The following is a 14,113-nucleotide window of genomic DNA, read 5'->3' as shown; positions in this document are numbered from 1 at the left end:
AACTCCTCGATACGCTGCGTGATTAGGCTTTTTCTAAGGTCACTTTGCCGGTGTAATAACTGGCAAGACCGGAAACAGGATCAGATACATTCGCTGTAATTTCACCCGAATGACCAGGACCTCGATCCTTAGCCCAACGACCCTGAGCCCAATGCCCAAACTCAAACGGAAGAACAATGGTGTCAGGACGGTGTGATGCCACAAAGCGGCATTCCGCTTCAATACTTCCTAAATCAGAAGTTACACGAACGCGGTCACCATTGCGGATACCACGCTGCCTAGCAGTATTAGGGTTAACTTCGAGATACACCGTACCTCGACCACCCGCTACTGGCTGATGTATCGCTGCTGCATGTGGAATATTCGCACCACGACCCTCTGCATGCATCGGTGTTTTCGGTGTTACGAAATAAAGATCACGATTTCCGCCTGAGTGCTTAGGCTCGACCCACTGAACAAGACCTACCCGCTCTGTCGGAATACCTAACTCCTTGTTAATATATTCAGCGTACTGTTCTAGATAACCTGATTTGAATTCAAACTTCCCAGAAGGTGTTTTCAGTAACTTAGCTTTGACATCATCTTCGGTCATCAGGATTCCGTAGCGCTGACCATCCCATTCGTAAAAATCTCCACGAATAAAGCGCCAGTGATAAGGCTTGCGATACCAAACCCCTTTTTCCTTCCAGCTTTCAAAATCGGTAACACCGTTATCACCAGGGTTTGCTGCAAAGCCAGAAGCCCTATGACGAAGTACATTTTCGACATTATCGATGATGCGATAGTAATCCCCTGTCGGCCCATTAATTCGTTTACCTATCTCAATTAACATGTCACCAAAGTGTTTGGTGTCATAGATCGGATCAACGGCAGGCACACGAAGTGCAGACATTGGCCAACCTTCAAAGGGATAGGTAGGCGAATCCTGCAGACGTTCCAGATAAGTCGATTCCGGCAACACAAGATCTGCATACATAGCGGTTTCGCCTGGGAAAGGTGATGTATCTATGACAAACACATCTTTTAATGCCTCTTCCCATACCTTGGGATCGGGTGCCGTCCACAGAGGGTTGGTGTAAAAGAACATTGCTGTGTCCATCTTGTAGGGATCACCTTTAAGATGGTTAGGTCCAGCCTCTTGCATCATATGAGCAGTCATTGGCCACAATTCTGTTCTGGCCATATCTATACGAGGTTGTGACTTCCATGCGCCATTTTTCGCATAGTCATCCATGAAGTCATCGGCGTTGGCAGGCAGCGCTCCATAGGGAGTGCCCATTTGATAAAAAAGACCTCCTTCTGTGAACATAGAACCCACCAAGGCGTTTAACGCATGGATCGCCATACCGTTATAGGTACCGTTGGTATGCCCTGTCGGTCCGCGTTCAAAAATAGCTATAGCTGGACGTGTAGAACCAAACTCAATCGCTGTTTGACGAATATGTCTGGCTGGAATACCCGTAATCGTCTCAGCCCACTCGGGAGTGCGATCTTTTACCTCTTCATTCCACCATTCAGTCAGTCCATGTACCCACTTCTCATTGAAGCTACCGGGACGTATGCGTTGACCCGCTTGGAAACGCTGGTTCAAATTGAAAAAGTCACCAACAAAATCTCTATCCCACAGACCTTCAGTTAAAATGACATGGGCTAAAGCTAAAGCAAATGCGCCGTCAGTAGCGGGTTTAATATACAGCGCTCGATCGGCAGCGGCCATGGTAGGGTTCATGCGTACATCAACACAGGTGACCTGTGTTCTTGGGCTTTTACTACGCATTTCGCCCCACATCTGCATCATATTATTATAGGGACGGAAAGCCTCTAAAAAGCTGGCACCCATAATCAGCATGTAATTGGTTTTTCGAAGATCATGAGCGTTATAGGAGTTATTGCCATCCGTTGCATGCTTGGCCTTTTTCGAACCTTCGGCACACATCGAGGCATGACCTATGGCTGAGTTTGGTGTTCCGTACAGCTTACCAAAATCACCATAGAGACCAGCATCCGAAGCGCCCCAGCCACGCCCATAGAAATGCGCAAAGCGGTGAGACTCACCCTTGGCACGAAGATCATTTAAACGCGCCGCAATAGTGTCAAACGCTTCATCCCATGAAATAGGCACAAAACCCGGATCTTCATGACGCCCTTTATTGGGGTTGGTGCGGCGCATAGGTCCTTTAAAGCGATCAGGATCATAGAGAAAATAGGAACCCAAATGCCCTTTAGGGCAGAGTTTGCCATTCGCAATCGGATTGCCTGTATCACCATAAATGCCATGTACCTTGCCATCGGTGGTGTATACATCGATACCACAGCGAGCCGGACATTGTGCACAGATATTTTTGGTAACTTTGGTTTCTCCACGAACCGTTTGCGCTCGCGCTTCGCTGACGGGTGCCAAACCGGTAAGACCGGTCGCAGCGGCGCCCGCCGCACCGGCCGCAGCACTTGCTTGCAGAAAGCGGCGCCGATTCAGTAACGTCTGAAACAGATTCATTGACATAATGTGTCTCCACTTAGGGCTGTTATTATTGTGCGTTATCCATAACGGTCATCCATGAAGCCTTTCCGTGGACCGACAAGATGTCGGACAGATACGACGTTCCGTTCATCGTTTAACCGAATTTTTATATCAACCAAATAGCTGGCTGAAGCTTCCCTTGAATAAGCCTTTGTCACGCTGGCAAGCCGGACATACGGCTGGTTCACCTGTGTTCACCTGCGAAGTCCTAAATTGCCGACTGCACTCAAAGCAGGTCACCTCTGCTGTTTTTCTCAAGACTCTTGTTTCAGAAGACTCGTCTTGACCCAGAGACAACGCCTGCTCCGGGCAGTAGCTGATGCAAAAACCACAACCGATACACTCCAGCGGGCTGAAATTGAGTACCCCCTCATCGGTTAAAGCCAGCGCATCTGTCGGACAAATTTTGCTGCACACGCCACTCGTATCACAGCACGATTGATCCAGTTGAATGCTTGGGAATGGCATCCCGCCCGCTGCCAGGGGAGTCGCAGGCAATGCAGCGGTATATCTTTGCAAGCGCCGCGCACGCACACCCGTATCATCTCCGGCATAAACAGGTGATTGTGGGCCTCTGACACCCATAAACCGACGACGGCTCATGATGGCACCCTCGGCAGCCTGATAAGCACGGCAGGGGGTTACCTCTTGCAAAACACCCAGAGCCTGCATCTGCTCCCACCACACATCAGGTTTGGATGGTTGTGCAGGTGCCGCCTGGCAATCTGTACAATCTTGCGCGACACACAACGTGATTGACACGTCAGGCGTCTGTGCCATCCAGCTCAGCAGCTGATCCACTCCGATGGCCCGCAAACAGTGTAGTGACTCGGTAGTCAAACGCCCCGTCTCCACCCGATGACACGCCACGGCTAGCGGCTTATCCTCAAGCCGTTGCAATTCAAGACTCAGCAAGGCTTCTGTCGGACAACTCGGCAAGCAGGCCCCACAACCATGGCAAGCATCACTCACAACGAGCCGTTGGCCTTTTGCAGAGTGCTGATTTTCTTCAACAAAAAACAACGCCTGTGCCGGACAACTGTCTACACAACGTTCACACTGCAGGTGATTGGGAGCCGAACTAATACAACGCTCAGCCGCCCACCCCAGAGAGGCTGCCGCTGATGCCGAAGAAAATGCCAAAGGCAAAGTCTGATGAAGATGTTGATCAGGCATGGTTTTTATAATTATTAATTCCGACTGTTTTACTCAGATATATACGGAAATCCATATATATAAATTTAGTATTACAGTAGAACGAATAATCATCAAGCTGATCAGAAATAAAACAGGCGAAGCTAGACTAATGTCTAGTGAGACGGGTTGGCCTCAGCACCAAAGGCCTCGGTTAAAGAACCCGAATACTGCCAGCCCTCGGGTAAGCGCAACTCATGTGACTGACTGCCGACCATACGACAGATGGCTACGCTGGGACCGGTTCCGGCTATGCCAATATTTACATTAGTGAACTCAACCCAGTTGCAGGGCGTAATCAAACCGCGCTTTTGATCCGCAAAAGCCACATCCACTGGCTCCCCCTGCCAGTCGAAATCCAGTCCCAGGGGTTTCAATGAATTCGCAAACGCCGTGACTTCCGGCGGATCAATCAGAATCACGCTGATTAGTTCATCATCTGAGCAAAACCGCTCGGTTGGCAGATGTTTAATAAACGCATTCCAGCCGCCAGCGATTTTTTCATTCACTGCCGCCACACGAATCAGAACGGAGGTTGCTTCTACCAATACAGCCATAAATTTTTCTCTTTTATTGTGTGACAGATAACCCTACCGGGGAACATAACAACAGACCCGTCCTGATTCGTCAAAGCCAATTTGACAATGACTCACCAGAGCTGAGCGCAAACGCTGGCGTGCTCTACGCAAGCGAGCCTTGGTTGCGGTGAGCGTCAGTCCCTTGTGTTGTGCATAGGCCAGTTGTGTCATACCCTGCAGGTCACAGGCCTCAAGTATCTCTCGATCAGCGGTCGCCAGCTCACGGATATTGCGCCGTAAGCAGCTATCCAATTCATCAATGGCGGCCCGCTCAACTTCAGGCTGTGGATGTTCGGGACTTAGTTCGGTCCAGGGTTTTAACCGACGATAGCGATCAATCAGGGTATTTTTTGCCACTCGAAACAGCCAGGCTTTAGGATTATCCAGTCCACAAAACGCCTTCCCCTGCTGCAGAGATTTGACAAACACATCCTGAAGGCAGTCATCTGTTTCATCCACATGTTGCATATGATGATACAAAAATACCCTCAGTTCTTGTTCATGAAGCTGCCATGCACGTAAAACACATTCAAAGCCTGGGGTGCTCATATCGAGTCAATCCAGCAGACTGGCAACCTCATCGGCACTGGCAACCTTACCCTCAATGACGATCTCATCATCAATAGCCAAAGCCGGTGTGCGCATAATGCCAGCGTCAATAATAGCATTCGTATCGGTCACTTTAACCAGTTCATAGGCCAGTCCTTTTTGCTGTGCCGCCTGCTCTGCATTTGCAGTCAATTGCTTGCATTTTGCACAACCGCTACCGTAGATTGTAAATTTCATGATTCAAGTTTCCTGATTCAATTTAGGTTAAACACTACCACCCGTTACCGTAGACAAACCCGGTAATGGTCGCCATCACCACCACCAGCGCACAGTACACCAGGGTTTTTTCTGTCCCCAATATCGTTCTGATAACAAGCATATTGGGTAAGGATAATGCAGGCCCCGCTAACAGCAAGGCCAATGCAGGTCCCTTGCCCATTCCCGCTCCCAACAGTGCTTCGACAATGGGCACTTCGGTGAGCGTAGAAAAGTACATGAGCGCGCCCAGTACTGAGGCAAGCATCGTTGAAGTCAGTGAGTTATCTCCCACCGCAGCAGCCACCCACGCTGAGGGAATGATGCCTTCATGCCCGGGGCGACCCAGCGCAAACCCTGCCACAAACACACCTGCCAGCAATAAAGGTAGAATCTGCTTGGCAAAATCCCAGCTTTGCACCGCCCACTCTCGGTCCTCGGTACGCAGTGATGAGATCAACATTAACCCACCCATACCCATCACAAAGGGTAACTCAGGAACAGCTGGCAGCAGCAATGCAAAGGCGGCAACAATGCCAGCCAGGAGAAGCACCGGCAATACCGGCCACTGCCAGCGCAAAACCAGCAGCACACCTAACGCCACCGATAGCAGCGCGGTGATGGGCCATTTCCAGGCATGGATCTGCATCCAGACCGGGCTGTCAGCCGCCGCCCAGTTGGCAAACACCAGAATACCCACCATGAGTGCAAAGAACAGAGCTACAACACCCATGGACTGGTCGCTGCTGCCACCGGTAAAACCACGCTTACTGGTGACGGAGCGTTGAGCTTCTTCCTTGCGATATATCAGATGCATGATAGTACCGATGACCAGTGCAAACACGATCGCCCCCACTGCACGGGCAATGCCTATTTCGGCACCCAATACTTTAGCGGTCACAACCACCGCCATGACATTAATCGCCGGACCTGAATACAAAAACGCAATGGCGGCACCCAAACCGGCACCACGCTTGTAAATACCGCCGAATAACGGCAAGACGGTGCAGGAGCAGACTGCCAGCAGTGTTCCCGATACGGAGGCGACACTGAAGGCAACCGGTTTGGATGCATCCGGCCCCAGATAGCGCATCACGGCATCCTGGCTTAGATAGGTAGCCATGGCACCTGCAATCAAAAAAGCAGGTAGTAAACATAAAATAACATGTTCACGCGCATACCAATTGGTCAGGCGAATGGCTTCCAATACTGCGTTGTCAAATCGCTCTGTACCCGCAGGCAAGAAATAGATCACCGCAAAAGCCACCAGCATGATGCTTAACACATGACCTTCGCGAGGATTATTGCGATAGATTTCAATCAGTCGGGAATACATGGCTGCGTACCTGTGCCTGAAACACTCTTCGGGTATATTTCCTTCTTTCAGTATAGAAGACGCCGAAGCAGGCCAAAGGATGCTGAAAAAATCAAACAATTTTAATCTGTCACACTTTCGTCACATTGCCGCCTTATAGTGAGCAGCGTGAATTAAAACACCTGAGTCCATGATTGACGGAGAGTGACACCATGAAGATGAAGCACGCGTTTCAGGCAGCAGCCCTGGCCAGCGCTATCGCCATCAGCAGCTTTGCTGCCGCTGATGTAGACCCGAACCTGCCTGAGTACAGCGCTGTGTCCGGCGTATCCGGCAACCTGTCCAGTATCGGTTCTGATACTCTGAACAACCTGATGGCTCTGTGGGCCGAAGAGTTCAACCGTTTCTACCCGAACGTCAACATTCAGGTTCAGGGTGCCGGTTCTTCTACTGCGCCACCAGCCCTGACTGAAGGTACTGCAACCCTGGCTCCAATGAGCCGTGGCATGCGTCAGTCTGAGATCCAGGCATTTGAAGAGCGCTACGGTTATGCACCGACTGAGCTGCCAGTTGCGATCGACATGCTGGCTGTATACGTCAACAAAGACAACCCAATTGAAGGCCTGAGCATTCCTCAGGTTGATGCGATCTTCTCGGCTACTCGTCGTTGCGGTAATGACAGCGACATCACCCGTTGGGGCCAGGTAGGCCTGAGCGGCGCATGGGAAAACCGCGACTTCGCGCTGTACAGCCGTAACGCTGTATCAGGTACTTACGGTTACTTCAAAGACAACGCACTGTGTGGCGGTGACTTCAAGTCCAGCATCAACGAACAGCCAGGCTCTTCCTCTGTTGTTCAGGGTGTCAGTGAGTCTATCAACGGTATCGGTTATTCTGGTATCGGTTACCGTACTTCTGGTGTTCGCGTTGTACCTCTGGCAGCGGAAGAAGGCGGTGCATTTGTTGATGCAACTGCTGAGAATGCCGCTTCTGGCGAATACCCGCTGGCTCGTTACCTGTACATCTATATCAACAAAAACCCGAACCAGGATCTGGACCCGCAGACACGTGAATTCGTGAAAATGCTGTACTCCAAGCAGGGTCAGGAAGTGGTTCACCGCGATGGTTACGTGCCTCTGCCTGAGTCACTGGCTGCCCGTATCCGCGCCGATCTGGGTATTGAGTGATCTAGATTTCGCTTAGTAGAAAAAGAGGCCCCTGTGGCCTCTTTTTTTATGATGGCCCATCTCTTCGTGCGGCTTGTATGGGTACTTTGTCCTGCAACCGGCCCGCTCGTAACATTAATGTCATATATCTGCATTATTCTGGCCAGCATCATTAAATTCGATTCGAAAAGAGCGATTTCTCATGAATGATACGGTAACCCCGGCGGTTCCGCCTTCCATCCGCAGTCGGTCATTACTGCCCGATACTGAAGCGCGCCAAAAACTGCGCCGTAAACGTGCCCGCCGTGACAGCACCTCCCGTTGGGGCATCACCCTGGCAGGCTATGGTGTGGTCTTTGCCTTGGCGATGATCTTTATCTACCTGTTCTACGAGGTCATGCCGATTCTGAGAGGGGCGACTGTCACGCCTGAGGCCAGCTATGCCCTGCCGGTTCAGGACGCAGGCCTGCAGCATCTGATACTGGAGCGCTATCAGGAGCTGGGGATACAATACACCGATGATGGACGTGTCACGTTTTTCAGCGCTGATGACGGCAGCATTCGTCATGAGTTTGAGCTGCCGATACCCGAAGATACCCAGATCACCAGCTTCGCACATACCGAAGTGATTGGTGCCGTTTCTGCACAGGGACTGAGTAACGGGCAGGCAATTATCTCACGTCATGCTTTCGACCTGAGTTTCCCTAACGATCAGCGCGTCATCACGCCAAAAATTGAACATCCTTTTGGTGCAGACCCGATTACAGTAGATCCTGAAGGCATGCCTCTGGAGTTCCTGGCACTGGAAACCGTAACCCGGGGATCGGGTGGTTCACTGATGGCGGCAATCACCGCCGATCGTCGTCTGGTACTGACACATTTAACCACCCGCTCCAACATGATGACCGGTGAAACCACGGTCACTACCCGACATGCCGAGATTAGCACTGTCCCGGAGCAACCGGTTAAAATGCTGCTGGATAAAGCACTTCGCAGCCTCTTTATTGCCGATCAGTCCGGTTTTATCTACTACTACGATATATCCGATCTGAATAGCCCCCGTCTGGTAGATCGCTACGATGCCGGTCAGGGTAGTGCAATTACGGCCATCGATTTTCTGGTCGGTACAGTATCGCTGATTATTGGTACCGAATCCGGCGAATTGAGCCAGTGGTTCCTGGTGCGTGATGAGCAAAACCGTAACTCGCTTGAGCGCATTCGTGACTTCAAACCACACGGTGCTGCCATTACCAAAATCACACCCGAATACACACGTAAGGGATTTCTGGCGGTGGATGCAGCAGGTCAGTTGGGTATCCACTACGGTACCTCGGCTCGCACCCTGTTTCTGGAGCAAAAAGCCAGTTCAGCACTGATTAATGCTGCGATTTCTCAGGTGAACGGCCGCTTGTTACTACTGGATAGCCAAAATCAGGTACAGGTGGCCGGGTTGTGGAACCGCCATCCGCAGCTGTCTTTCTCTGCCATGTGGAATAAAGTCTGGTATGAAGGACGTGCTAACCCCGATTACATCTGGCAGTCATCATCTGCATCCGATGAGTTTGAGTCCAAATTCAGTCTGATACCGCTGTCGGTCGGTACACTGAAAGCTGCCTTCTATGCCATGCTGTTTGCCATGCCTCTGGCCATTGCTGGTGCCATTTATACCGCCTATTTCATGACACCCAAGCTGCGCGGTATCGTTAAGCCCAGCATTGAGATCATGGAGGCTCTGCCAACCGTTATTCTAGGCTTCCTCGCGGGTCTGTGGCTGGCACCCTTTGCTGAGGACAACCTGCCGGCAATCTTCAGCTTCTTTATTCTGATGCCGGTGATGATGCTGCTATTTGCATTTATCTGGAGCAAGCTGCCGATTCGCAAGTTGATTCCGGATGGCTGGGAAGCTGCGTTGCTGGCACCGGTTATTCTGCTGTTTGGCTATCTGTGTGTGGTGGCCAGCCCCTGGATTGAAGTCTGGTTCTTTAATGGCAGCATGCGTCAGTGGTTCACTGACATCGGCATCACCTATGATCAGCGTAACGCGTTGATTGTCGGTATTGCGATGGGCTTCGCAGTCATTCCAACCATTTTCTCGATCGCCGAAGACGCCGTCTTTACCGTACCCAAACATCTGACTCAAGGTTCATTGGCGCTGGGTGCAACACGCTGGCAAACCGTGATGGGTGTGGTATTGCCCACAGCCAGTCCCGGTATTTTTTCGGCCGTCATGATGGGCTTTGGTCGTGCGGTCGGTGAAACCATGATCGTACTCATGGCAACCGGTAACAGCCCGGTTGTGAACTTCAACATCTTTGAAGGGATGCGTACGCTGTCTGCCAACATTGCGGTGGAACTGCCTGAAACCGCCGTGGGCTCATCGCACTTCAGGGTATTGTTCCTGGCTGCACTGGTGCTCTTGGCATTGACCTTCGTGGTCAACACCATTGCCGAAATTATTCGCCAGCGCTTGCGTACTCGCTACAGCAACCTGTGATGATGGGATTGAGGATTTAAAATGAAAGCATGGTTTAAAAGTGGCTCACCCTGGATCTGGTTGAACGGCGGTGCCGTGGCCTTCTGTATGATCATGGTGGTCGGTCTGATCGGTCTGATCGCGGTACGTGGCTTTGGTCACTTCTGGCCCGCCAATATCGCACAGGTGGAGATTATTGACCCTGAAGGTAACCGTCAGGTTGTCATGGGTGAAATTGTCCGTTCACAGACAATTACGGCAGCAGTTGCTCGCGACGGCGGACGTCATGTACCTGAAGGTATCGATATGCTGACGCGTTATCTGGTCAAGCAGGGTAACCGCGACCAGACAGGTAATGATTTTGCCTGGTACTTTGAAACCGGTATGGGTGAATTTCAGTATCCCGAAGATGCTCTGCAAATCGAGCGTCGTGAGTGGGGTAACTTTTATGGTCAACCTGTATCCCTGTCGCGTGAAGGAGAGGTGATTGCCACACCGGCAGACGCAAATTTCTGGCCACTGTTACAAGAAGCCGTTCAGCGCAGCTTGCAGTTATACCGCGACATTCATAGCATCGAGCGCGGTGCCATCGGACGGATGAATACAGAAATTGAGCGTCTGCGTCTGGATGGACGCCGCCTGGAGCTGTCAGATCCGACACCAGAGCAGCGCGCGGCTGAAGAAGCACGCATTGCGACCGAACGTGCACGTCTGGATGAAGAATACGCGATACTGCGTGTTGAGCTGGATGCGCTGTATCAGAGTACACGTCGCGATACGCTGCGGATGCGCATGAGTGATGATCGTGAAGTTGATCTGAGCCTGGCTGCCATTGTCCGTATCACCGCACCCAATGCCATGTCTGTGCCCCAGAAAATGGCCCAGTACGTCGAGCGTTTGTGGGAGTTTTTAAGCACACCGCCACGTGAAGCCAATACCGAGGGTGGTATCTTCCCGGCGATTTTCGGTACCGTCACCATGGTGTTTGTGATGTCGATCATCGTGACGCCTTTCGGTATTCTGGCAGCCATCTATCTGCGCGAGTACGCACGGCAAAACCTGATGACACGGATCATCCGTATTTCGGTATACAACCTGGCCGGGGTTCCCTCGATCGTCTATGGTGTATTCGGCTTGGGATTCTTTGTCTACTTCCTCGGCGGCAACATTGACCGGCTGTTTTATGAGGCCGCACTGCCGACACCGACATTTGGTACACCGGGCTTGTTCTGGGCTTCCCTGACCCTGGCGCTACTGACACTGCCAATCGTGATTGTCTCCACCGAAGAAGGTTTGGCACGTATCCCGTCAACAATCCGTCAGGGCAGTCTGGCATTGGGTGCCACCAAGTCTGAAACCCTGTGGAAGGTGATTGTGCCACTGGCAACGCCTGCCATGATGACCGGGTTAATCCTGGCCATTGCCCGTGCTGCGGGTGAGGTCGCACCGCTGATGCTGGTGGGGGTCGTAAAACTGGCTCCTACCCTGCCGATCGACGGTGTATTCCCGTTCATTCACCTGGATCGTAAGATCATGCATTTGGGCTTTCATATTTATGATGTGGGTTTCCAGAGTCCGAGTGCTGAAGCGGCGCGTCCGCTGGTGTATGCCACTGCGCTGGTGCTGGTGATGCTGATCGTCATCCTCAACCTGACTGCAATCAGCATTCGTAACCGTTTGCGTGAACGCTACCGCAGTGCATCCGATTAATCCGAGCCTGACTTTGACGAATTATTGAGAGTGAGTAAAACGATGAATTCACAGACACATGAAACCGCCGGTATTGCCATTTCAGCCAGTCAGGCGCGTGATAACAGCAATCGTGCTCCCATGCGGATGCAGGATGAAAAAATCAAGCTGTCGGTCAATAACCTGAATCTTTACTATGGTCAGGACCAGGCGCTGAACAATATCAACCTGCAGATTCCGGAAAAGCGCGTTACTGCCTTTATCGGTCCTTCAGGATGCGGTAAATCTACCTTGTTGCGCTGTTTCAACAGGATGAATGACCTGGTCGACATCTGCCGTATTGAAGGCGAAATCCTCATGGATGGCCAGAATATCTATGATCGCAATATCGACGTTGCTGAGCTGCGCCGGAATGTGGGCATGGTATTCCAGAAACCTAACCCTTTCCCTAAATCAATTTACGAGAATGTGGCCTACGGTCTGCGCCTGCAGGGTGTCAATTCCAAGCGCGTACTGGATGAAGTGGTTGAACGCTCACTGCGCGCAGCGGCGCTCTGGGACGAAGTTAAGGACCGTCTGGATGACAATGCTTTCGGCATGTCTGGTGGTCAGCAGCAGCGTCTGGTGATTGCCCGCGCCGTGGCAATTGAGCCGGAAGTCATTCTGCTGGATGAGCCCGCATCGGCACTCGATCCCATCTCAACCCTGAAAGTGGAAGAGCTGATCAACGAGCTGAAGAATGACTACACCATCGTGATCGTAACTCATAACATGCAACAGGCTGCACGTGTGTCCGACTATACCGCCTTTATGTACATGGGTGACCTGATCGAGTTTGGTGATACAGACACCCTGTTCACCAAGCCTGCAAAACAACAGACTGAAGACTACATCACAGGCCGTTACGGCTGATGCCAGTCATTACAGGCTAAACAGAACCGCATACACAGATCAGGGGAATACAGGTTATGGAACCCGGAAAAGACAGTTTTTCAAAGCACATCTCCAATCAGTTTAATATTGAACTGGAGCAGATCCGTACGCAGATGCTGAGCATGGGCGGCATAGTTGAACGCCAGGTCAGCGACTCCATCGAAGCGCTGATGAATGGTGATATCGAGCTGGCTGAACAGGCACGTCAAAGCGATAAAACAGCCAACCAGATGGAAATCGATATTGATCAGCAGTGCACCAAAATCATTGCCCTGCGCCAGCCAGCCGCCAGCGACTTGCGACTGATCATTTCCATCAGCCGTGCTGCGTCTGATCTGGAGCGTATTGGTGATGAGTCGGGCCGTATTTCAAAACATGCCATTGAAATCGCCAACTCAGGGATTAATGCACGATTCGGCTATCAGGAAGTACGCCACATCGGCATGATCGTAACCGAAATGGTACGCGATGTTTTGAATGCCTTCTCACGTGGCGATCTGGAAATGGCCTATAAAGTCGCCAAGCGTGACCGTGAAGTAGATCAGGAGTATCGCTCAGCAACCCGCTCACTGGTCACCTACATGATGGAAGACCCACGTTCCATTTCAGTCATTCTGAATGTCATGTGGATTCTTCGTAGCCTGGAGCGTATTGGTGATCATGCCCGCAGTATTGCCATACACCTGATTTATCAGGTCAGTGGTGAAGATGTACGCCACAAGAGCTTGCGCGAGATCAAGGAAGCCGTTCACGACGCCTCACCTGAGGATGACCTGGACAACTACCAAAGTGAGTGATCGCTGATCCTTCATAGTGTTACACTGCGCCAGACTTTTTTGCCTGGTAAGGTTCTGTGAAGATTCGGACACTCTATTTACGCTCACAACGCAGACGGCACTGGCTTGCAGCCAGCCGCCGTCCACCTCTGTCTGCGCATTGGCGAGACTGGCTGTGTCAGCGGGAATCCCTCACCCAATCATTGATTCTGGCCAGCCAAGGCCAGTTCCAGGTCAGACTGCTACGCCTGTCCAGAGATTTCCCCAGCCGGGATGAAGCCTGTGTACTGGGAATTCCTCCACACCGTCGTGTGTTAATACGGGAGGTGGAACTGATGGGAAAAAATCAGGTATGGGTGTATGCACGCTCCGTGGTTCCTGATGCCACCCTCTCTCATTGCCATCAGGCCCTGCATCAGTTGGGCAACCGCTCGCTGGGGTCACTGCTGTTCAGTGATCCACGTATTCGCCGGGGCGCTATTCAGGTGACGCACTTGAGGGACGGAAAAGAGGTGTATCCGGCACGCCGCTCGGTATTTTATCTCGATACACATCCGCTACTGGTGACAGAAGTGTTTCTGCCCGTGATGGCCTCTGTTCCACGACGCTGACAGTCAGCCGTTCAAGCGCGTACAATAGCGCCTGAATTCTGCGATTTTCAGTT

At 51.6% G+C, this 14,113-nt stretch carries 12 protein-coding genes; 6 read left to right on the top strand and 6 right to left on the bottom strand.

Features of this window, described 5'->3' with window-relative positions:
* Positions 1–22: 22 nt before the first annotated feature.
* The 6 genes from ADINL_RS13545 to ADINL_RS13520 form a co-directional block, all read right to left on the bottom strand.
* Entirely contained in the window at positions 23–2,503 is a 2,481-nt protein-coding gene (locus ADINL_RS13545; RefSeq protein ID WP_204368250.1) for a molybdopterin-dependent oxidoreductase, read from the bottom strand.
* A gap of 129 nt (positions 2,504–2,632) precedes the next feature.
* Positions 2,633–3,697: an ATP-binding protein gene (locus ADINL_RS13540; RefSeq protein WP_036549174.1), complete on the bottom strand. Its 1,065-nt coding sequence runs from the start codon at positions 3,695–3,697 to the stop codon at positions 2,633–2,635.
* A 134-nt stretch (positions 3,698–3,831) separates the two neighbouring features.
* Positions 3,832–4,272, bottom strand: coding sequence for a hypothetical protein (locus ADINL_RS13535; RefSeq protein ID WP_036549172.1), 441 nt, complete (start codon positions 4,270–4,272; stop codon positions 3,832–3,834).
* Positions 4,273–4,305: 33 nt separating this feature from the next.
* On the bottom strand, positions 4,306–4,842 hold the full coding sequence (locus ADINL_RS13530; RefSeq protein ID WP_036549170.1) for a sigma-70 family RNA polymerase sigma factor: 537 nt from the start codon (positions 4,840–4,842) through the stop codon (positions 4,306–4,308).
* 6 nt (positions 4,843–4,848) lie between these two features.
* Positions 4,849–5,079 carry a thioredoxin family protein gene (locus tag ADINL_RS13525; RefSeq protein WP_036549167.1) on the bottom strand — a complete coding sequence of 77 codons (231 nt, stop codon included), beginning with the start codon at positions 5,077–5,079 and terminating at the stop codon, positions 4,849–4,851.
* Positions 5,080–5,113: 34 nt separating this feature from the next.
* On the bottom strand, positions 5,114–6,433 hold the full coding sequence (locus tag ADINL_RS13520) for a permease (protein ID WP_051632833.1): 1,320 nt from the start codon (positions 6,431–6,433) through the stop codon (positions 5,114–5,116).
* A gap of 191 nt (positions 6,434–6,624) precedes the next feature.
* Here ADINL_RS13520 and ADINL_RS13515 point away from each other — a divergent pair, with 191 nt between their 5' ends.
* The 6 genes from ADINL_RS13515 to ADINL_RS13490 all read left to right on the top strand — a co-directional run bounded on the left by ADINL_RS13515 (position 6,625) and on the right by ADINL_RS13490 (position 14,060).
* Positions 6,625–7,599 (top strand): PstS family phosphate ABC transporter substrate-binding protein, encoded by a 975-nt coding sequence (locus ADINL_RS13515; protein ID WP_036549165.1) that lies wholly within the window; start codon positions 6,625–6,627, stop codon positions 7,597–7,599.
* Between the two features lie 181 nt (positions 7,600–7,780).
* On the top strand, positions 7,781–10,072 hold the full coding sequence (locus ADINL_RS13510; protein WP_036549162.1) for an ABC transporter permease subunit: 2,292 nt from the start codon (positions 7,781–7,783) through the stop codon (positions 10,070–10,072).
* Positions 10,073–10,093: 21 nt separating this feature from the next.
* A complete protein-coding gene (gene pstA, locus ADINL_RS13505) occupies positions 10,094–11,761 on the top strand; it encodes a phosphate ABC transporter permease PstA (RefSeq protein ID WP_036549159.1) in 1,668 nt (555 codons plus the stop codon).
* A gap of 42 nt (positions 11,762–11,803) precedes the next feature.
* Entirely contained in the window at positions 11,804–12,652 is an 849-nt protein-coding gene (gene pstB / locus ADINL_RS13500; RefSeq protein WP_036549158.1) for a phosphate ABC transporter ATP-binding protein PstB, read from the top strand.
* 56 nt (positions 12,653–12,708) lie between these two features.
* Positions 12,709–13,470 (top strand): phosphate signaling complex protein PhoU, encoded by a 762-nt coding sequence (gene phoU / locus ADINL_RS13495; protein ID WP_036549156.1) that lies wholly within the window; start codon positions 12,709–12,711, stop codon positions 13,468–13,470.
* Positions 13,471–13,526: 56 nt separating this feature from the next.
* The gene (locus tag ADINL_RS13490; RefSeq protein WP_051632832.1) at positions 13,527–14,060 is read left to right on the top strand and encodes a chorismate--pyruvate lyase family protein; all 534 of its coding nucleotides are present in this window, start codon (positions 13,527–13,529) and stop codon (positions 14,058–14,060) included.
* Positions 14,061–14,113: the final 53 nt, after the last annotated feature.

The sequence above is a fragment of the Nitrincola lacisaponensis genome (assembly GCF_000691225.1).
Lineage (GTDB): Bacteria > Pseudomonadota > Gammaproteobacteria > Pseudomonadales > Balneatricaceae > Nitrincola > Nitrincola lacisaponensis.
This window is presented reverse-complemented; position numbering and strand designations above follow the sequence as displayed.